This window comes from Burkholderia anthina, from assembly GCF_902498995.1.
Classification (GTDB): Bacteria; Pseudomonadota; Gammaproteobacteria; order Burkholderiales; family Burkholderiaceae; genus Burkholderia; species Burkholderia anthina.
The window spans coordinates 66,335-85,825 of sequence record NZ_CABVLY010000007.1 but is presented as its reverse complement, the minus strand read 5'-3'; the positions used below and the strand labels follow the sequence as shown (position 1 = coordinate 85,825).

16 protein-coding genes are annotated in these 19,491 nt (G+C 67.6%); 7 read left to right on the top strand and 9 right to left on the bottom strand.

Going from position 1 to position 19,491, the window contains the following annotated elements:
- Positions 1-8 precede the first annotated feature (8 nt).
- Positions 9-2,192, bottom strand: a complete 2,184-nt coding sequence (locus BME24068_RS11525; protein WP_174926127.1) for an FUSC family protein — start codon at positions 2,190-2,192, stop codon at positions 9-11.
- Positions 2,193-2,386: 194 nt separating this feature from the next.
- On the opposite strand from BME24068_RS11525, the gene BME24068_RS11520 reads away from it, so the two are divergent.
- Positions 2,387-3,334 carry a LysR family transcriptional regulator gene (locus BME24068_RS11520; protein WP_096498772.1) on the top strand — a complete coding sequence of 316 codons (948 nt, stop codon included), beginning with the start codon at positions 2,387-2,389 and terminating at the stop codon, positions 3,332-3,334.
- A 114-nt stretch (positions 3,335-3,448) separates the two neighbouring features.
- On the opposite strand, the gene BME24068_RS11515 is transcribed toward BME24068_RS11520, so the two are convergent.
- Positions 3,449-3,751 (bottom strand): DUF4148 domain-containing protein, encoded by a 303-nt coding sequence (locus BME24068_RS11515; protein ID WP_174926126.1) that lies wholly within the window; start codon positions 3,749-3,751, stop codon positions 3,449-3,451.
- A 219-nt stretch (positions 3,752-3,970) separates the two neighbouring features.
- Positions 3,971-5,113 (bottom strand): porin, encoded by a 1,143-nt coding sequence (locus BME24068_RS11510; RefSeq protein ID WP_174926125.1) that lies wholly within the window; start codon positions 5,111-5,113, stop codon positions 3,971-3,973.
- Between the two features lie 308 nt (positions 5,114-5,421).
- Between BME24068_RS11510 and BME24068_RS11505 the strand changes: the two genes are divergently transcribed.
- The 4 genes from BME24068_RS11505 to BME24068_RS11490 all read left to right on the top strand — a co-directional run bounded on the left by BME24068_RS11505 (position 5,422) and on the right by BME24068_RS11490 (position 10,252).
- Entirely contained in the window at positions 5,422-5,886 is a 465-nt protein-coding gene (locus BME24068_RS11505; protein WP_096498767.1) for a VOC family protein, read from the top strand.
- Positions 5,887-5,959: 73 nt separating this feature from the next.
- Positions 5,960-7,201: a cytosine deaminase gene (gene codA, locus BME24068_RS11500; protein ID WP_174926124.1), complete on the top strand. Its 1,242-nt coding sequence runs from the start codon at positions 5,960-5,962 to the stop codon at positions 7,199-7,201.
- A 173-nt stretch (positions 7,202-7,374) separates the two neighbouring features.
- Positions 7,375-8,709, top strand: coding sequence for a chloride channel protein (locus BME24068_RS11495; RefSeq protein ID WP_174926123.1), 1,335 nt, complete (start codon positions 7,375-7,377; stop codon positions 8,707-8,709).
- Between the two features lie 220 nt (positions 8,710-8,929).
- Positions 8,930-10,252 (top strand): TIGR00366 family protein, encoded by a 1,323-nt coding sequence (locus BME24068_RS11490; RefSeq protein ID WP_096498761.1) that lies wholly within the window; start codon positions 8,930-8,932, stop codon positions 10,250-10,252.
- A 66-nt stretch (positions 10,253-10,318) separates the two neighbouring features.
- On the opposite strand, the gene BME24068_RS11485 is transcribed toward BME24068_RS11490, so the two are convergent.
- From BME24068_RS11485 to BME24068_RS11470, 4 genes are all read right to left on the bottom strand, one after another.
- Positions 10,319-11,647, bottom strand: a complete 1,329-nt coding sequence (locus BME24068_RS11485) for an MFS transporter (RefSeq protein WP_174926122.1) — start codon at positions 11,645-11,647, stop codon at positions 10,319-10,321.
- Positions 11,648-11,875: 228 nt separating this feature from the next.
- Complete coding sequence (gene kce / locus BME24068_RS11480; protein WP_096498757.1) at positions 11,876-12,808, bottom strand: 3,5-dioxohexanoate:acetyl-CoA acetone transferase; 933 nt, start codon at positions 12,806-12,808, stop codon at positions 11,876-11,878.
- A gap of 37 nt (positions 12,809-12,845) precedes the next feature.
- Positions 12,846-13,643 carry an SDR family oxidoreductase gene (locus tag BME24068_RS11475; RefSeq protein WP_174926121.1) on the bottom strand — a complete coding sequence of 266 codons (798 nt, stop codon included), beginning with the start codon at positions 13,641-13,643 and terminating at the stop codon, positions 12,846-12,848.
- Between the two features lie 72 nt (positions 13,644-13,715).
- Positions 13,716-14,426, bottom strand: a complete 711-nt coding sequence (locus BME24068_RS11470; RefSeq protein WP_174926120.1) for a GntR family transcriptional regulator — start codon at positions 14,424-14,426, stop codon at positions 13,716-13,718.
- A 358-nt stretch (positions 14,427-14,784) separates the two neighbouring features.
- On the opposite strand from BME24068_RS11470, the gene BME24068_RS11465 reads away from it, so the two are divergent.
- Both BME24068_RS11465 and BME24068_RS11460 read left to right on the top strand, forming a co-directional pair.
- Positions 14,785-15,228 carry a type VI secretion system amidase immunity protein Tai4 gene (locus tag BME24068_RS11465; RefSeq protein ID WP_174926119.1) on the top strand — a complete coding sequence of 148 codons (444 nt, stop codon included), beginning with the start codon at positions 14,785-14,787 and terminating at the stop codon, positions 15,226-15,228.
- Positions 15,229-15,305: 77 nt separating this feature from the next.
- On the top strand, positions 15,306-16,037 hold the full coding sequence (locus tag BME24068_RS11460) for a class I SAM-dependent methyltransferase (RefSeq protein ID WP_174926118.1): 732 nt from the start codon (positions 15,306-15,308) through the stop codon (positions 16,035-16,037).
- Between the two features lie 24 nt (positions 16,038-16,061).
- Here BME24068_RS11460 and BME24068_RS11455 read toward each other — a convergent pair whose 3' ends face one another.
- Both BME24068_RS11455 and BME24068_RS11450 read right to left on the bottom strand, forming a co-directional pair.
- Entirely contained in the window at positions 16,062-17,480 is a 1,419-nt protein-coding gene (locus BME24068_RS11455) for a cytochrome-c peroxidase (protein WP_096498747.1), read from the bottom strand.
- Positions 17,481-17,594: 114 nt separating this feature from the next.
- Entirely contained in the window at positions 17,595-19,268 is a 1,674-nt protein-coding gene (locus BME24068_RS11450; RefSeq protein WP_096498745.1) for a phospholipase C, read from the bottom strand.
- Positions 19,269-19,491: the final 223 nt, after the last annotated feature.

Here is a 19,491-nt window from a genome sequence, read left to right as displayed (position 1 = left end):
GTCGACGTTCAATGACGGTGATGGTTGAACGGTGCGTCCTTGTCCAGCAGCGCGCTGCGGATGAAGTGCAGGCAGCCGACGATGCGCTGCATGCGATGACGCGCTTCGGGTACGGCATACCACGCATGCAGCGTGTGCTGCGCCGCGCGGATCGCCAGGTTCACCGATTTCAGCGTGCGGGCGTGGTGGCTCGGCGTCGGATCGTCGAAGAAGCGCGGCAGCGTGTGCAGCACCGCGTCGATCGACGCGGTCCAGTGCAGCGTCTGCGGCGGTTTCGCGTCGCAGAATGCATGCAGCTCGTCGCGCAGGTCGATCACCGCGTGACCGACTTCGAGCGTCGCCAGCATCCAGCGCAGCGCGTCGCGATGCTGGCGCGTGCGTTGCACGAGCAGCGTGCGAAGCTGCGCCATCAGGTCGTGCGTGCTCGACTGGAAGCGCGGCGCGAGGCCGTCCCGCACGCCTTCGCATGCGAGCGTGACCTGGCGGCGCAGGTCGTGCGCGATGCGGCCCGTGAGCCACGGCATGCGGGTCGGAAACACGACGGCGAACACGATCGAGCACGCGAACATCGCGACGACGATCGCCAAGCCGTTGTTGATCAGCACCTCGGGCGTGTACGCGACGGCATTGTCGGGGCCCGCGAGCAGACAGAAGAACACCGCGAAGCCGATCCCGTAGCCGGACAGGCCCGGGCGCATCGCGAGAAACGCGCCGAGGCCGAGCACCGGTGCGAGCACCGCGCACAGTAGCGGAAAGCCGTCGATGTTCGGATACACGTAGCAGAGGAACACGTAACCGACGGCGGTCGCGAACGCCGCGCCGACGCCCATCTGCGCGACGAACTTCGGCGCGCGCGGCGACGTCGAGCTCAGCGCGCACGCGATGGCGGTGGCGATCACGGCGAGCGAGCCGCTCGGCCATTCGGACGCGAGCCAGAACGCGCTCATCGCGCCGACGGCGACGAGCGTGCGCAGGAACGCGAAGCCGACGAAGAACGCATTGGTCTTCACCGCGTAGTGCGTGACCGAGCGTTCGAGCGCGTGATTGTCCTGGTCGAGCGACGCATAGGTGTCGGCATAGCCGAGGTATTCGCCGATGAAGCGGTACATCAGCTCGATCGCGGTATCGAAGTCGAGCACGCCGCCGGCCGCGTGCGCTTCGATCTCGCGGCGCGTCGCGCGCGCGGCCTTCGGCAGCGCATCGTGAAAGCGGCGCAGTTCGAGCAGCGCGCCGGTCGTCGATGCGATGCCGCGCTGGCGCTCGTCGCGCAACGCGGTGATCCGGTGCGCGAGCGCGTCGAGATGCGGGGCGAGCGCGTCGAGCACGGCGTCCGACCGGTTCGCGCGCAGGCGTTTGATGAGCTGGTGCAGCGCATGCAGCCGCGTGCACGCGTTCATGAATTCGCTGTTCAGCCGCGCGAGCCGGCGGCTGCGCGCACGAATATGCGGATCCTCGAACGACGCGAAGGCACGATTGGCCTCGAAACCGACGATCTCGTCGACGAAATCGGCAAAGCGCCGTTCGAAGTCGCCGCGTGCGAGTTCGCCCGACAGCGCGCCGGCCGCGAACGCCGGGAATTTCACGTGACGGGCGGTCAGCGTGCGCATCAGCGTCTTCGCGGAACTGAGCGGCAGGATCAGCGCGCTGACCGCGCCGGAGCAGGCGATGCCGAGCGCGACTTCCCCGGCGCGCGTGAGCGCCGACTGGAACAGCGTCTGCGGCGTCATCACCGAGGGCAGGCCGATCAGCGCGGCCGTGTAGCCGGCGAGCACGAACCCGTACCAGCGGAAGTGGCGGTTGCGCACCGCGAGCGCGATGCAGGTGCCGATCCACAGCGTGATGCCGGCCATGTACAGCTCCGGCTGCTGCGCGAACAGCCCGCCGAGCGCGAGCGCGGCGACGAGGCCGGCGGCCGTGCCGAGCACGCGGTAGAAGCTCTTCGCGAACACCATCCCCGACAGCGGCTGCATCAGCACGAACACGGTCGTCATCGCCGTACGCGGCTGCGACATCTCGAGCCGCATCGCAATGCCCATCGCCAGCAGCGCGGCGAGCACGGTTTTCGCGAGGTGCAGCCAGACGAGACCGTCGCTCGCGGCCCAGTCGCGCGCCGCGTCGCCGAGCGGATCCAGCCAGCTCCTCCATCGTGCCGGTTCGATGGAAGGTCGCTCGATCGCAGGTTGTGGCTTCATGAAAGGAAAATGGGCGCGTGTAGTGTGGGCGCGTGTAGTGCGCGGCGCGTCCGTTCGACTGTGAGGCGCCGATTGTAGGAGTGCGGCGCACAGGCATTAACGCAGCTACGGGGAAACGATAGTTGCAGGCCACGTAACAATCTGTCGCACCCGGTGGAGGAAAATAGCGGCTCCGCTACAGGTTGCTCACAGGAATGGATACGCTACAAAACATGCGGGTGTTTACGCGCGTCGTCGAGACGGGCAGTTTCACCGCGGCCGCGCAATCGCTGAATTCGACGACGGGCGCGATGTCGCGTGCGGTCTCGGAGCTCGAGGCGCGCCTGCGCACCCGTCTGATGAATCGCTCGACGCGCCGTCTCGCGCTGACGTCGGCCGGCGAAAGCTATCTGCGGCGCTGCCGCCAGATTCTCGCCGACGTCGATCGCGCGGAAGAAGAAGCGAGCTGCGCGCACGAACGGCCGGCCGGCGTGCTGCGCATGCACAGCTTCGCGAGCGTCGGCCATCACTACGTGATGCCCGCGCTCACGCGTTATCACACGCAGTTTCCGGACGTGTCGATCGAGCTGTCGCTGTCGCAGCGCATGCCCGACCTGTTCGACGGCACGAGCGACATGGCGGTCGTGACCGCGTCGTCGCTGCCCGATTCGGAACTCGTGTCGCACCTGCTCGGTTCGACCTTCAGCATCCTGTGCGCGTCGCCCGGGTACGTGAAGCGGCACGGCGCGCCGGCACGTCCGCAGGATCTCGGCGCGCATGCGTGCCTGACGCTCTGCACGCCGGCCTTTCCGACGCACGAATGGGTGCTCGAAGGGGCCGACGGCGTCGAGCAGATCCACGTCACGGGGCCGGTGCAGACCAACACCGCCGAATCGCTCGCACTCGCGATCCGCGACGGCATCGGGATCGGCATGCTGCCGCTGTATTCGGCGATCGACGCGTTGCACGACGGCACGCTCGTGCGCGTGCTGCCCGGGCACATCCTGCAGAAGATGAACGTGTATGCGCTGTATCCGTCGCGCCGTTTCGTCGACGCGAAGGTACGCACGTGGGTCGAGATGCTGCGCGCCCAGGTGCCGGGCATGATCGCGCGCGACGTCGACATGCTCAACGCGATCGGCCGCGAGGCGCAGGCCGCCTGAGCGCGAACCGGCCGGACGCTGAACGCTTCGTCCGGCCCGGTCGTTTCATCCCGGTTCAATACGCGCGCCGCCCGCAGCAGACCATCGAAGCGGGCGGCGCGCGCCGTCATGTCGTTACAGCGTGGGCTTCGCCGCCGCGCCGGATTCCGTTGCCGGCGCACCGGCCGGGCCGTATGCGGCTTGCGCGGCCTCGCGTTGCGCGACGCGCTTCGCATTCAGACGCGCCTGGGCGGCGAGCATGTCTTCCGGATAGTTGCCCGCTTCACCGCGCGCCGGGTTGTAGCCGACCGACTCGAGATCGACCAGTTCCTGCAGCACCTGCGCACGCGTGACGTGCGACTGGGCCGACTGGGCGAACGACAGGGCCGGTGCAGCGAGCAGCACGGCAGCGGCGGCGGTAACGACGAGCGATTTCACGATGTTCTCCTGTAGACGGGGGTGTGGCCGGTTCGGCGATCGAGGTTCGATCCGAACCGTCGACGTCAGTCTATGCAGCGCGCACGATCGCAAAAACCCCGATTCCAGGCAGGCAGCTTTCCAGATGGCACAACATTGGCGTGCGCCGCCCGCGTCGAACGAACTTGCCGGTTGCGGCGGATTCGTTGCCGGCGGAACGCTTGCCGATGTCGATGCCGATCAGAACCGCGTGCGCATGCCGATCGTGCCGACGATCTGGTTCGCGGTGCTCGATGCGCCGCCCGACGTGTTGATGAACGCCTGGTAGCCGCGGCCCGATGCGTGCTGGTACATCGCTTCCGCGTATACGTCGGTGCGGCGCGACAGCTTGTACACGGCCTGCAGGTCGACCTGGTGCCACTTCGGATCGGTGCCGTGCTTGCTGTCCGGGTTCGATACGGTGGCGTCCGTGTACACGTACGCCGCGCCGAGGCTGACGGCCGGCGTGACCGCATAGCGCACGTTCACGTCGAAGTTGTTGAACGCGACCTGGCCGGTCGAGCCGAACGAACCCGAGTTGTCGTACTGCGAGCGGGTATAGACGAAGCCGATGGTCGCCGGGCCGAACACGTAGCCGATGCCGCCGCCGTACGCACGCATGCGATCCGCGCCGACCGACCAGCCGCCCTGGCTCACGCTTTTCGCTTCGGCCACGTCGGTCGCGCCGGCGCTCGCGCTCGTCGAGCCCTTCGTGCCGTTCATCTGCAGGTAAGCGCCGGCCAGCTTCAACGGGCCGTTCGTGTAGCTCGCCGCGACGCTGTACGCACGGTTGCCGGCGAAATTCGTCGAATTCGAGAAGCCGTACAGCGCGCCGACCTTGAAGCCCGCGATCGTGTCGCTCGTGTACTTGACCGCGTTGTTGATGCGTACCGAATGGTTCAGGTTGTCGTTGTCGAACGGATGCGCGAAGCCCGTGTCGCCGAAGTCGCCGGACGTGGCGGACAGCGGCGCGACGAAGTCGACCATCGTGTCGTACTGGCGGCCGAGCGTCAGCGTGCCGTAGCCGTTGCCGCTCAGGCCGACGTATGCGTGGCGGCCGAACAGCTTGCCGTCCTGGCCGAGCGCGCCGTTGTTCGCGTTGAAGCCGTTCTCCAGCACGAACAGCGCCTTCACGCCGCCGCCGAGATCCTCGGTGCCGCGCAGGCCGAAGCGGCTGCCGTTGATCGTGCCGGTGGCCATGCGCCACTGGGCCGCGCCGCCGACGTTGTTGGTGTACGCGATGCCGGCGTCGATCAGGCCGTACAGCGTGACCGAGCTCTGCGCATGGGCGAGCGGGGCGAACAGCACGACGGTGCATGCGACGGTAGCGGTGGTTTTTTTCATGTAAGGACTCCTGCGTGTGGGTCTGTCGATCAAGTTCGGCGCAAGTGTAGGGGCGCGTTCGCCTGATTCCGGCGATGAGGGCGCGAGGGCACCATTGCGAGTCGCGCAAGAGTGCGTCACACGGCGTTCACAAACCGGCGTGAACCCGGCGGGCAATGGGTTTTCGCCTGAGCGCCGGCGCGCGGCGCGCGATGGCCGCGCACCCCGTGTCGCGCATCGGCAACACGCGCGTTGCCGGGGCGGGAGTTGATCGCCGCGGCGCGTGCGTGGAGAATGGGGAATCCGACGACACGATCCGGAGACATCCCATGACCACGCCTCGCCGTCCATCCTTCAGCGCCGCGCTGTGCTATCGCGACCCGAAAGCCGCACTCGCGTGGCTCGAGCGCGCATTCGGCTTCCAGCGCTTGATCGTCGTCACCACGCCGGAGGGCGACATCGCACACGCCGAAATGAAATTCGGCGACGGTGTCGTCATGGTCGGCGGTTCGTGGGCCGATTTCATCGCGTCGCCGGAAGACACCGGCGACCGGAACACGCAGAACGTCCACGTGCATCTTCCCGACGACGCGGACATCGACGCGCATTGCGAGCGCGCGCGTGCCGCCGGCGCGGAGATCCTGCAGGCGCCAGGCGACCAGTTCTACGGCGAGCGCGTGTATCGCGCCCGCGACCCGGGCCGGCACGTATGGACGTTCGGCAAGCACGTGCGCGATGTGTCGAACGACGAGATGAGCGCGGCGACCGGCCTGAAGATCGAGGATTTCAGATAACGGACGGACGCGTTTCCCGAGCCGGTTTTCCCCACCACGCGGCCCGCCGGGGCCGCATGACGCCTGGACCCACATGAACCTGTTCAATACCCGCCTGCGCGGCCGCGACGGACTGTTCACGATCGGCATCGACGCCGGCAAGATCGCGCGGATCGACGCGCAACCCGCACCGGTCGCGCCCGTCGGCGCCGACGACATCGATGCGGGCGGGCGCCTCGCGATCCCGCCGCTCGTCGAGCCGCATATCCATCTCGATGCCGTGCTTACCGCCGGCGAGCCGGCCTGGAACATGAGCGGCACGTTGTTCGAGGGGATCGAGCGCTGGGCCGAACGCAAGGCGACGATCACGCACGAAGATACGAAGACGCGTGCGCACACGGCGATCGGCATGCTGCGCGACCACGGCATCCAGCATGTGCGCACGCACGTCGACGTCACCGATCCGACGCTGGCCGCGCTGAAGGCGATGCTCGAAGTGAAGGACGAGGCGCGCGGGCTGGTCGACCTGCAGATCGTCGCGTTTCCGCAAGAGGGCATCGAATCGTTCGACGACGGGCGCGCGCTGATGGAGCAGGCGATCGCGCTCGGCGCGGACGTCGTCGGCGGGATTCCGCATTTCGAGAACACCCGCGAGCAGGGCGTCAGTTCGATCCGTTTCCTGATGGATCTGGCCGAGCGCACCGGTTGCCTCGTCGACGTGCACTGCGACGAGACCGACGATCCGCATTCGCGCTTTCTCGAAGTGCTCGCGGAAGAAGCGCGCGTGCGCGGGATGGGCGCGCGCGTGACGGCGAGCCACACGACCGCGATGGGTTCGTACGACAACGCGTATTGCTCGAAGCTGTTCCGGCTGCTCAAGCGCGCGGGGCTCAACTTCATCTCGTGCCCGACCGAGAGCATTCACCTGCAGGGGCGTTTCGACACGTTTCCGAAGCGGCGCGGCGTCACGCGTGTCGCGGAGCTCAACCGCGCGGGCCTGAACGTGTGCTTCGGGCAGGATTCGATCAAGGATCCGTGGTATCCGCTCGGAAACGGCAACATCCTGCGGGTGCTCGATGCGGGGCTCCATATCTGCCACATGATGGGTTACCAGGACCTGCAGCGCTGCCTCGACTTCGTGACCGATCACAGCGCGACGACGATGCACCTCGGCGACGGCTACGGGATCGCGGTCGGCCGTCCGGCAAACCTCGTCGTGCTCGACGCGGACAGCGATTACGAAGCGGTGCGCCGACAGGTGAAGGCCACGCTGTCGGTGCGGCACGGGAAGGTGATCATGCGGCGCGAGCCGGAGCAGGTGACTTATCCAGGGTGACGCCGTGACGGGGCGGCGCGCCCGTCGCGGTGCGTCGTCGCCACGGTATTCAAAAAATACATGAGTTAATCTGAAAAATACGTTTGTCTCATGAGAAGCCGAGGCCTACGATGCGGTCCTGACGGCGGCGTGCAGGGTGCGCGCCGTCTTTTCGATCCTCGTTCGCCGACCTCATGCGCCTCGATCTCCCGTCCGCTCCCGCGTCTTCTTCGCCGTCCATCAGCCCGTTCGCACGGATTGCCGTCGTCGCGGTCCTGACCGGCGTCGGCGCGGGCTTCGGCGGGATGCTGCTCGCGCTGTTGCTGCACGCGATCCAGCATGTCGCCTACGGCTACAGCCTCCGGCACGTGGTTGGCACCGAGAGCTTCCTCACGGGCGTGACCCAGGCCGATCCGCTGCGCAGGCTGGCGGTGCTGGTCGTATGCGGGCTCGTCGCGGGCGGCGGCTGGTGGGCGCTTTATCGATACGGGCGGCCGCTGGTCAGCATTCGCCGCGCGGTTCGCGCGGCCGACCCGCGGATGCCGTTCGTCAGCACGACGGTTCACGCGCTGCTGCAGATCGTCACCGTCGCGCTCGGTTCGCCGCTCGGCCGCGAAGTCGCGCCGCGCGAGATCGGCTCGCTGCTGGCCGGGCGGCTCGCGCACCGTGCGGGGCTCACGCCCGCCGACTGCCGTCTGATGGTCGCGTGCGGCGCCGGCGCCGGCCTCGCGGCCGTCTACAACGTGCCGCTCGGCGGCGCCGTGTTCGTGCTCGAAGTGCTGCTCGGCACGTTCGACATGCGCGCGCTGGTCGTGGCGGTCGTCACGTCGGCGATCGCGGCGGTCGTGGCGTGGATCGGTCTCGGCAACGAACACCAGTACGCGGTGCCGCCGTTCGTGCTGAGCGTGCCGCTCGTCGCATGGTCGATCGTCTGCGGGCCGCTGTTCGGCTTCGCCGCGTACGGTTTCGTGCGGCTCACGGCCCGTGCACGGGCCGATGCGCCGAAGGGCCGGCTGCTGCCGGTGCTCGCGCTGATCAACTTCGCGGTGATCGGTGTGCTTGCGATGCGGTTTCCGCAACTGCTCGGCAATGGCAAGGGGCCGGCTTCGCTGGGTTTCGACGGCTCGCTGACGATCGGTCTTGCCGCCGCGCTGCTCGTGCTGAAGGTGCTGGTCGAGGCGGGCAGTTTGCGCGCGGGCGCCGAGGGCGGGCTGCTGACGCCGGGCCTCGCGAACGGCGCGCTGCTGGGTGTCGTGCTCGGCGGGCTGTGGAGCCTCGTGTGGCCGGGCGCGTCGATCGGTGGATGCGCGCTGATCGGCGCGACCGCGTTTCTCGCTGCGTCGATGCAGATGCCGCTCACGGCCGTCGTGCTGCTGCTCGAATTCACGCATGCGAATCACGACAGCCTCGTGCCGATGCTGCTGGCCGTGGCCGGTTCGCTCGTTGCGTATCGGTTCGCGCAGAAGCTGGCGGAGCGGCGCGCGAGTGCGATGACGATGGTCAGTACGCCGGCGACGGCGGCTCGCTGAACCGCGCCGTTATCCATCGTCCTCGCAGGCTGAGCCCGAGCCGGCTGCTGTCGTCTTTTCCCCGTTTCCTCGTCCGTTCCTTGCGCGTATCGCTACCTGATCACACCGGGGCGCGCGCCGAAGCGCGTCTTGCGGTTCTGTGCAAGAATCCGCGCGATTCCGCGCACCGAACAACGAACCACACGCGCGGACGTCCCTATCAGGAAACGAGGAGCTCAAGTTGATTCAACGCATTTCCCGCTTTTTCACGCAGGTGGTCCACCGCGTGCTGCCCGACCCGTTGATTTTCGCGATCCTGCTGACGATCGTCACGTTCGCGCTCGCGTTCGGCCTCACGCCGAACACGCCCGCGCAACTCACGACGATGTGGGGTTCGGGCTTCTGGAACCTGCTCGCGTTCTCGATGCAGATGGTGATGATTCTCGTCACCGGCCACGCACTCGCGAGCTCGCCGCCCGTGCGACGCATGCTTGTTGCGCTTGCAAGCACCGCGCGCACGCCGGGGCAGGGCGTGATGCTCGTCGCGTTCGTCGGCGCGCTCGCCTGTGCGATCAACTGGGGCTTCGGCCTCGTGCTCGGCGCGATGCTCGCGCGTGAAGTCGCGCGCCGCGTGGCCGGCAGCGACTACCGGCTGCTCGTCGCGTCCGCGTACATGGGCTTCCTGAGCTGGCACGGCGGGCTGTCGGGTTCGGTCCCGCTCGTCGCCGCGACGAAGGGCAATCCGATGGAAAAGACCATCGGGCTGATTCCCGTGTCGCACACGATCTTCACCGGCTACAACGCGTTCATCACGATCGGGCTGATCGTGATGCTGCCGTTTCTCGCCCGGATGATGATGCCGAAGCCCGGCGAGGTCGTCAGCGTCGATCCGGCGCTGCTCGCGGAGCCGCCGAGCGTCGAGCGTCAGCTCGGACCCGACGCGACGTTCGCCGAACGGCTGGAAGAAAGCCGCGCGCTGTCGATCTTCGTCGCGGCGCTGTGCGCGGTGTTCCTCGTGCTGCGCTTCATGCAGAAGGGTTTCGCGCTCGACATCGACACCGTGAACCTCGCGTTCCTTGCGGCCGGCATCCTGCTGCACCGCACGCCGATGGCCTATGCGCGCGCAGTGGCCGGCGCGGCGCGCGGCGCGTCGGGGATCATGATCCAGTTCCCGTTCTACGCGGGCATCCAGGCGCTGATGGATCACTCGGGCCTCGCGGGCGTGATCACCAAGTGGTTCGTCGATATCGCGAACGTGCACACGTTCCCGCTGCTCGCGTTCCTCAGCTCGGCCGTGATCAACTTCGCGGTGCCGTCGGGCGGCGGCCACTGGGTCGTGCAGGGCCCGTTCGTGATGCCGGCCGCGCAGGCGCTCGGCGCCGATCTCGGCAAGGCCGCGATGGCGATCGCTTACGGCGAGGCGTGGACCAACATGGCGCAGCCGTTCTGGGCGCTGCCCGCGCTCGCGATCGCCGGGCTCGGCGTGCGCGACATCATGGGGTACTGCGTGACGACGCTGCTGTTCTCGGGCGTGGTGTTCGTCGCGGGGATGTATCTGTTCTGATGAAACGCGGCGCGACGCGGACGAAATTGAATCGCCGCATCGCGCCGGCTTGAATCGCGCGGACGTTCAGCCGGTCGAGCGTGCACCGCGCAGTTCGTGCCCGTGGCGCAGCGCAAGACTCGCGAACGCCGCGACGACGAGCGCCGCGGCGAGCAGCGTGAGCCCGTTCCTTGCATTGCCCGTCGCCTGTTCGATGGCGCCGACGACAGCCGGGCCGACGAAGCCGCCGAGGAGCCCGCACGTATTCACGAGACCGAGGCCGCCGGCCAGCGCGCTGCCCGCGAGCCGGGACGCGGGAAACGTGAATACGATCGACTGCACGACGAAGAACATCGACGCGGCCACGCACACGCAAGCGAGGCCGGCCACCGGCGACGCATGCGCGGCGCCCACCATCCCCGCTGCCATCACCACGAGCCCGGCACACAGTATCCGGCGCGAATGGTGCGACTCGCGCGCGAAGCGCGGCAGCGTCGCTGCGCCGAGCGCGGCGGCGAGCCAGGGCAACGCGGTCAGCAATCCGACCGCGAACGGCGAGAAACGCCCGGATGCACCGATGATGCCCGGCAGGAAGAAGATCACTGTATAGATCGTCAGTTGGTGGCAGAAGTACACGAAGATCGCGAGCCAGATCTGCGGATCGCGCAGCGCCGAGCCGAACGCGTGGCTGCCGCGGGCGGCCACGCCCGCATCCTGTTCGGCCGCGAGCGTGCGTTCGAGGGCCCGACCGGTCTCGGGGGAGAGCCACGGCGCGCTGCTCGGGCGGTCCGGCAGGCGCATCCAGACGACGAAGGCGAGCAGGATCGCCGGAATCCCTTCGACGACGAACAGCCATTGCCAGCCGCGGAAGCCGAGCGACCCGTCGAGTTCGATCAGCGCGCCCGCCAGTGGCCCGCCGATGATGTTCGCAATGCACACGCCCAGCAGGAAATAGCCTGTCGCGCGCGCACGTTCCTCGCGACCGAACCAATACGTGAGGTACAGCATCACGCCCGGAAACAGCCCGGCTTCGGCGACGCCGAGCAGGAGACGCATCACATAGAACGACATCGGGCCACCGACGAAGGCCATCGCGACCGACAGCGCACCCCATGTGAGCATGATTCGCGTGATCCAGAAGCGCGCGCCGACGCGGTGCATGATCAGGTTGCTCGGGATCTCGAACAGCGCGTAGGTGAGGAAGAACAAGCCCGCGCCGAGCCCGTAGGCAGCGGACGAAATACCCAGATCCACACCCATCGAATGTTTGGCGAAGGCGATGTTGGTGCGGTCGAGGAAGCTGATGACATAGGCGGCGATCAGCAGCGGCATCAGCTTGCGGAACAGCAGCTGGTTCAGCGACGCGCTTGCGTCGCCGGCGGCGGAAGGCAGTGCCTGGGCGTGGTGAGTGGACATGCGGACGACTCCGGTAAAGGCGAACGGGCGCACACGGCAAGCACGGCGCACCGCATTCGACAGAGGCCGCTGCGTCGCGCGCAGCGGAGGGGCAGACGACGGAGCCGCGCCGGCGGCGCTCGACGGGAGCGGGGCGATGAAGGGCGTCCTGGCGCCGGCTCGGGCCGTCGCCTTGTCTCTGCGCTTGCGGGTCCTGGGTTAAGGCTGCGGTCGGGGGCTACCCGGCGATCAGAAATTGACCGCGTCGCCGCCCTTGAGCTCGAGCATCGCGCGCGCCTCGGCCGGCGTCGCGATGTCCAGCGACAGGCCCTCCAGCACCTGCCGCATCTTCAACACCTGCGCGGCACTCGATTCGGCGAGTTTGCCGGGCGCGATCCACAGCGAGTCCTCGAGGCCGACGCGCACGTTCGCGCCCTGGGCCGCGCCGATCGTCGCGAGCGGAATCTGGTTGCGGCCCGCACCGAGAATCGACCACACGTAGTCGTCGCCGAACAGGCGGTCGGCCGTGCGGCGCATGTGCATCAGGTCTTCCGGGTGCGCGCCGATGCCGCCGAGCAGGCCGAACACGCTCTGCACGAAGAACGGCGGCTTCGCGAGTCCGCGGTCGACGAAATGGGCGAGGTTGTACAGGTGCGAGATGTCGTAGCACTCGAATTCGAAGCGCGTGCCGTTCGCGCCGCAGCGCGTGAGGATCGTCTCGATGTCGGCGAACGTGTTCTTGAACACGAGGTCGCGGCTCTTCTCGAGATGTTCGCGCTCCCACGGATGCTTCAGTTCGCGAAAGCGCTCGAGCATCGGATAGAGCCCGAAGTTCATCGAGCCCATGTTCAGCGATGCGATCTCGGGCTGGAAATGCAGCGCCGGCTGCAGCCGTTCGTCGACGCTCATGTGCGGACTGCCGCCCGACGTGAGATTGATCACCGCGTCGGTTTGCGCCTTGATGCGCGGCAGGAATTCGGCGAACACGGCCGGATCCTGCGTCGGTTTGCCGTCGGACGGGTTGCGCGCGTGAAGATGCAGGATCGCCGCGCCGGCCTCGGCAGCCGCGACGGCGGCCGTCTCGATCTCATGCGGCGTCACGGGCAGATACGGCGACATCGACGGCGTGTGGATCGCGCCGGTCGGCGCACAGGTGATGATGACTTTGCGAGCGTTTGCCACGGATGGATTCCTTTCGGTGAGCGATGCGTGAGACGCGTCAGAGCACTTCGACGTTGCCGCAGACGGAAATCGCCTGCCCGGTGATGCCGTGTCCGCCCGGCGAGCACAGGAACAGCGCGGTCGCGGCGATCTCGGCCGGGTCGGTCATGCGCCGCAGCGAAATCTTCTCGAGATAGCGCTTCTCCATCTCGTCGTAGCCGATACCCAACTGCTGCGCGCGCGCCTCGATCACGCGGCGCATCCGCGGGCCGCGCACGATGCCGGGCTGGATCGCGTTCACGCGGATGCCGAGCGGCCCGAGCTCGATCGCGAGGCTTTTCACGAGGCCGACGATGGCCCACTTGGTCGCTGCGTACGGCGTGCGGAACGCATAGCCGAGCCGTCCCGCGACCGACGACAGCGCGATGATCGCGCCGCCGTGCTGCGCGTCGCGCAGCAGCGGCACCGCGTGCCGCGCGAACTGGAACTGCGCGTTCAGGTTGATCGCGACCGTTTGCTCCCACTGCACCGGGTCGATTTCGTCGATGCCCCCGGTCGGGCCCGCGATGCCGGCATTGTTGACCAGCACGTCGAGGCCGCCGAGCGCCGCCGCGACGTCCGCGAACACGCGTTCGACCGCGGCCGGATCGGCTACGTCGGCCAGCGTCGCGCTGATCGCGGGGCGGGACGGCCGGTCCGCCAGCGCCGCGATCGCGGCTTGCGACGCATCGCACACGTGGACGCGCGCGCCGCATTCGGCGAACGCGTCGGCGATCTCGAGACCGATGCCCGAGGCGCCGCCCGTCACGAGGACGCGCAGGCCGTCATAGGGTTTCAGCAGGTCGGAAGCTGTCATGCCGGGTTGTCTCCATCGTTGAAGTTGTAATCGGGTGCGCCGCCGCCGGGCGGCTGCTGCGCAATGCGGCCGCTACGGCTTTGCGTTCATGCGCCGCGGGGTTTGCTCGGCCCGCAACGTCTCGGCGAGATCGTGCGCCGCGCCGCCGATGTCGAGCGCGATGCCGGCGCGCACGCCGGCGCCGTCGCGCCGTTCGAGCGCATCGACGATCGCGCGGTGCGCATCCATCGAGCGTCGCATGTGCGGGATATCGAGCGCGACCATGTTGAGGAACGGCCCGACGCGCATCCACAGGTTCTCGACGATCGCGAGCGTGCTTTCGCTCGCGCCGTGCGCGTAGATCGCGCTGTGGAACGCGAAATTGCTCTGCAGGTATGCGCGCGAACGGCCGGCCTCGACTTGCGCCTGCATCGTTTCGCAGGTCCTGCGCACGGTGGCGATCTGCGCGTCGGTCATGCGGGCGCACGCACGTTCCGCGATGCAGCCTTCGAGGGCGATCCGTACGTCGCGGAGTTCACCGAGCATGTCGAGCGTCATCGGCGGCACGACGAGCGCGCGATTCGGGCCGTCGACCAGCGCGCGCTCGGCGCGCAGCCGCGTGAGCGCGGCGCGCACGGGCATCGTCGACGAGCCGACCGCCTCGGCGACGCTGCGCAGGCTCAGCGCCTGGCCGGGCGCGAAACGGCCGCTCATCAGCGCTTCGCGCAGTTGCTGATAGACCTTGTCGGCCATCGTTTCCGATTCGATGGCTTTCAGTGCGGGCGGGACGATACGAGGCGCCAAGGCGGGGTTCTCCTGGGTTTGATCTGCGATCTGTGATCACACTTGCGATGTGCGAAGTGTTGTCGATCGGGCGACGGGAGTCAAGATGGTCGGGGTTGGGGAAAACGAGGGGGTGCTTCGCGGGAGGTGGGCGAGGGTAGGACAGGTATCGCCGGATGATTTTTACAAAGTACTTTCAATAAGTGCATCGTGATGTACGGGATGGAGGACCCGAAGGGTTTCGGGAAACCATGAGTCGCGGTGATTTTCCGATGCACGCGAGCCAACCAAGTTCATTCCAATGACAGGGAGTCGAAGTGAAACGACCTTCGTTTGCCGTTGCGTGGGGTACGGATCCTGCGAATTTTTGGAGTCTGTCATGAAGGGAGCCTGGATCGCGATCGCACTGGCATGCGCTGCGCTTCATCCTGCAACGGTGTCGGCGAAGGAGGCAGCCCGAACGTCGCCGGAAGCCGGCTCACGGACCTACCTCCAGAACTTCAAGGACATGGTGCTCGCGCAGTGTCTGGCTACCGCCTACGAGCAGGCACCCGCCGTGAGCAAGGATATCGGCAGCAGCACGAACGCGTTGCGCGACTGGACCTACTACGACCTGGAGCGTGCACCGGACGTCGTGCATGCGCTGGTGGCGAAGTACCTTGCACGTGATTACCGGAATCCGGTCGTCGAATCGGAAGTGAGGAACGTCAGGTTCGACTACCTGAAGTGCATGGATCTGTATCACGGCAACGAACTGGACGCCGCCGCGAAGAAGCTCGTCCTGCGCCCGAACAGCACGTACCGGGCCGAGCACCCGCGATAAGCGGTGACGTTCGATCGTCGCCGTCCGCGCGCCGATCGGGCAGAATCGAAATCCCGACTCCCCCCGACGGACGCCGCATGACCGACCCGAACGAACCGTCCGCCCGCCGCGCGTACGCGAGCTTCGCGCAACGCTACGCGGACATCGCGCCGACCAAGGCGCACAACGCACTCTACGAACGGCCGGCGACGCTGGCGCTGCTCGGCGACGTCGACGGCCTGACGGTGCTCGACGCCGGCTGCGGGCCCGGCATCTGCAGCGAGCACCTCGCGCGCCGCGGCGCGACCGTCCATGCGTTCGACATTACGCCCGAAATGATCGCCCTCGCGAAATCGCGCTGTGCGGGGCTCGCGGTCGACGTCGTGGAGGGCGATCTCGCGGCGCCGCTCGACTGGCTGCCCGACCGATCATTCGACAAGGTCCTGTGCTCGCTCGCGTTCGACTATCTGCGCGATCTCGCGCCGACGCTGCGTGAATTCAGGCGCGTCGCGCGACCGGGCGCGACGCTGGCGTTCTCGATGGCGCATCCGATGCGCGACTGGATGGACGAGCGCACGCACGGGGAGGGCACGTACTTCGACATGAACCGGTTCGGTCTCCATTGGTCGGGTTTCGGCGAACCGAAGCCGTATGTCGAGGCATGGCGCCGCCCGCTTGCCGACATCCTGAACGCGCTCGCCGACGCCGGCTGGCGGCTCGAGCGCTTCGTCGAGCCGCGGCCGCTGCCCGAGATGAAGGCCGTGTCGGAACGGCTCCATGCGGCGCTGTCGCTGGCGCCGGCCTTCCTCTGCATCCGCGCGCGCTGCTGACGCCGCGCGGCGGATCGTCGGCGCTCAGTGCGCCGGCTCGTCGGTCAGCGTGCCGAGAAACGCTTCGATATCCTTGATGTCCTGCGCGGTCATCGCGGGCTTGTCGCCGGGCTTGCGATCGAACGGCGCATCGGTCACGTCGACGTTCGCATGGTACTTCGCCGGAATATCGTCGTATTCGTCGACCTTGCCGTCCGCGCCGCGCGAATAGAACTTCTGCGGCGAGATGCTGCGCTCGTTGTAGAACGCCATCACCTGGTCGAGCGTATGGAACACGCCGTTGTGGAAGAACACGTGGCGCGTCGCGGCGTTGCGCAGCGTCGGTGTGAGGAACATCGCGCAATACTGCGTCTGGTCCTTCAGATCCTCGCGGAACGGCCCGCACACGCCGAGATCGTAGAACGCGGGGTTGCGGTTCTGCGCGAGCTGCCGGTTGCGCGGCGCGCCGAGCGCCTCGTACTGATAGTCGGTAAACATCGGCGGCAAGCCGTCCTTGCCGGGCTTCGACAGGTGGCAGCCGGCACAATTGGCCTTGTCCGGATCGTTGAAGAGCCGCAGCCCGCGCAGCTCGGCCTGCGTGAGGCGCGCGCGGCCTTCGAGCCAGCGATCGTACTTGCTGTTGTACGGGTGGAACGACGAATCCTCGACCTGGTACCGCGCGATCGCGAACATCGCCTCCGACACCGCGAGCTGCGGACTGTCGAACACGCGCGGCCCGAACAACTGCTCGAACTGCGCGCGATGCGACGACTGCGCGAGCTTATGCGCGACGTCGTCGATGCTGGCGTTTGCCATTTCCACCGGATTCAGCAGCGGCCCGAATGCCTGCTGCTGCAGCGTGTCGGCGCGGCCGTCCCAGAACATGCCGCCTTGCGGCACGAGCTGCGGTGCCGCCGACGTGCCGGCCACCTTCTGCGCCTTGACGACGCCGGCCGCCGACGCGGCCTGCTGCGCGACGCTCGGCGCGGCGTCGTTTTCGCCGGCATCGGGGCCGATGCTGAAGTTGGGCTGCCGGTACAGGTACATCAGCGACGGCGGCGGACGATAACCCTGCTGCGTCATCGCGAGGCCGCCCGGCTGCACGTCGAGCCCGTTCGGCGGGCCGTACGCGTGATCGGGGCTGTGGCACGACGCGCACGACTGCTTGCCGGAGGCCGACAGCGACGGATCGACGAACAGCGCGCGCCCCAGTTGCGCAACCGCGGACAGCGGCTGCGCGGCCGGGCGCTGCAGCACGACCGGATGCGGATTCGCGCCCGTCCAGTCGGCGACGACGTCGCCGATCGCCGCCGGCGTGCGGGCCGGAAACGCGATCGCGAACGCGCCGTAGCCGAGCACGGCCGCGCCGAGCGCGAGCGCCGCGCGGCGCAGCGCGCGGGAAGGGGAACGCGGCGCGGCGGCGCCGGATGCGTCGGGAGACGGGTACGCGGGACGAGCTGTCATGCTGTCGGTCGAAAGTCGGAGTGCGGGCGCCGCGCGAAGCGGCGCGTTGAATGGAAACGGCCGGCGCACGATGCGCCGGCCTGCTGCGTGCTGCTACGTGTTACGCAATGCCGGTCAGATCGCCGGCGCCGCGCTCAGCACGGTGCCTTGCGTCGGATCGAGATACAGCGGCGCCGTATTCGGCTTCGACGAGAAGTCGAACAGGCCGCGCAGATCGCCTGCGGACGCATCGAACGAGCCGCCGCCGATGCGCTGGCTGCCGAGCCAGTTGTCCTCGATGAAGCGCACGACGGACGCCTGGTCGATCTGCGTGTGGTCGACGTAGTTCTGCTTCGCATACGGCGAGATCACGACCAGCGGAATGCGCACACCCGGGCCGCAGCGGCCGTTCACGGTGCCGCCGTTCACGCCCGTGGTACCGCCCGAGCCGCACTTGCCGTTGCCGTTCACCTGGTCGACCGCGTCGGACGACGAGCGGGTCGGCGTCGTGTACGCATGGTCGTACCAGCCGTCCGAATCGTCATAGGTGACGATCACGGCCGTGCTCTGCCAGTCGGGCTGCTGCTGCAGGAAGTTGACGACCTTCGTCACGAACGCCTGCTCGTCGAGCGGATCCGAATAGCCTGCGTGCGCGTCCTGTGCGGCCGGCGCCTTCAGGAAGCTGACCGACGGGAAGTTGCCGGCCTTCACTGCCGAGAAGAAATCGTCGGTGTCGTACTGGTGGTTCGCCGGTTCGGCCGTCTTGCCGTCGGTTTCGAGGCTCGAGCCGATCGCCGCGACCGAGCTCGGGCGCGTGTGCTGCGGGTTCGACGTCGACGCGTAGTACTGGAACCAGTTGTGGTGCGGGATGTAGTCGGCCGTCGCGGCGTTCACGGCGGTGGCGATCGTGCTGCGCGCGCAGCCCGTCGTGCCGTTGCCGTTGGTCGTCGACAGGTTGAAGCCGCCCATGAAGCCGCCCCACGTGATCTTCGCGCCGTTCAGCAGGTCGCCGATGTTCTTGCCGGTCATCATCGCCTGGTCGGTCGTGCTCGAGCACACGTCGTAGCCCGGGTCGACGTCGTTGATCATCGTGAAGCCGCCCTGGCCGTCATTGATGTAGTACGAACTCGTCGCGAGCGTCGACGGCTGCGCCGACGTCTTGACGATCTGCATCCCGTTGGTCTGGCCCGACACGACGTTCAGCGCGCCCGGCGTCGACGGGCCGTACACCGTCGTATATGCGTTGTCGCTCATCGCGAAGCGCTGCGCGTAGTTCCACAGTGCGGTGACGGTGTTGCCGTCGAAGAAGCCCATCACCTGGCCCTTCGTGCCGAACGCGCCGGCGCCGCCGGACGAGCCCTTGCCGGTGTATTTCGGGAACAGGTCGGCGAGGCCGTTGTCCTCGGCCTGCTGCTCGGCCGTGTACGCGTGGTTCTGGTCGGCGGTCGCGGCCTGCGTGCGATCGAGGCGGAACGGGTTCGCGGCGTCGGTGCCGTTGGCCGTGTTCGTGAAGTTCGGGTTCGCGGTCAGCAGCGTGCCGGTCAGCCCGTTGACCGTCGGCGTGCCGGACTTCGCGGTGAATGCCGGTTCGCCCGACGGGTTCGACGCGTTCGGGTAGGTGCCGAAGTAGTGGTCGAACGACACGTTTTCGCCGTAGATCACGACGACGTGCTTGATCGGCGTGGCGGTCTTCAGCGCATTCTGCGACGACACGGCGGGCGTCGACGTGGGATCGTCGCTGCCGCCGCAGGCGAACAGCGCGAGCACTGCGCCGGCGCAGGCGGTGACGAGCAAGGCTTGACGGAACATCGGAAAGCTCCAGATAGGTTTGCGATGGTGGAGATCGGCCCCGTCGCCGTATCGGTTCGGCGCGGAGCTCGTTGATAGAGCACCGGCATTGAAACAGTCCGGTATGAAGATATGGGGGCGGAGTGGTTTCGCGGCGGTTGCGTTGCGGTATCGATTTCATTACGGCGCGGAGGGTGGCGAAAGAGAACGGAAAGGGACGGAGCGTCTGCCACCTGTGCGACAC

Coding starts and splice junctions, on each gene's coding strand:
- BME24068_RS11450 (WP_096498745.1), bottom strand. CDS start 19,268: ATGTTCCGTCAAGCCTTGCTCGTCACCGCCTGCGCCGGCGCAGTGCTC.
- BME24068_RS11525 (WP_174926127.1), bottom strand. CDS start 2,192: ATGAAGCCACAACCTGCGATCGAGCGACCTTCCATCGAACCGGCACGA.
- BME24068_RS11475 (WP_174926121.1), bottom strand. CDS start 13,643: ATGACAGCTTCCGACCTGCTGAAACCCTATGACGGCCTGCGCGTCCTC.
- BME24068_RS11460 (WP_174926118.1), top strand. CDS start 15,306: ATGACCGACCCGAACGAACCGTCCGCCCGCCGCGCGTACGCGAGCTTC.
- BME24068_RS11505 (WP_096498767.1), top strand. CDS start 5,422: ATGACCACGCCTCGCCGTCCATCCTTCAGCGCCGCGCTGTGCTATCGC.
- BME24068_RS11510 (WP_174926125.1), bottom strand. CDS start 5,113: ATGAAAAAAACCACCGCTACCGTCGCATGCACCGTCGTGCTGTTCGCC.
- codA (WP_174926124.1), top strand. CDS start 5,960: ATGAACCTGTTCAATACCCGCCTGCGCGGCCGCGACGGACTGTTCACG.
- BME24068_RS11520 (WP_096498772.1), top strand. CDS start 2,387: ATGGATACGCTACAAAACATGCGGGTGTTTACGCGCGTCGTCGAGACG.
- BME24068_RS11495 (WP_174926123.1), top strand. CDS start 7,375: ATGCGCCTCGATCTCCCGTCCGCTCCCGCGTCTTCTTCGCCGTCCATC.
- BME24068_RS11465 (WP_174926119.1), top strand. CDS start 14,785: ATGAAGGGAGCCTGGATCGCGATCGCACTGGCATGCGCTGCGCTTCAT.
- BME24068_RS11455 (WP_096498747.1), bottom strand. CDS start 17,480: ATGACAGCTCGTCCCGCGTACCCGTCTCCCGACGCATCCGGCGCCGCC.
- BME24068_RS11485 (WP_174926122.1), bottom strand. CDS start 11,647: ATGTCCACTCACCACGCCCAGGCACTGCCTTCCGCCGCCGGCGACGCA.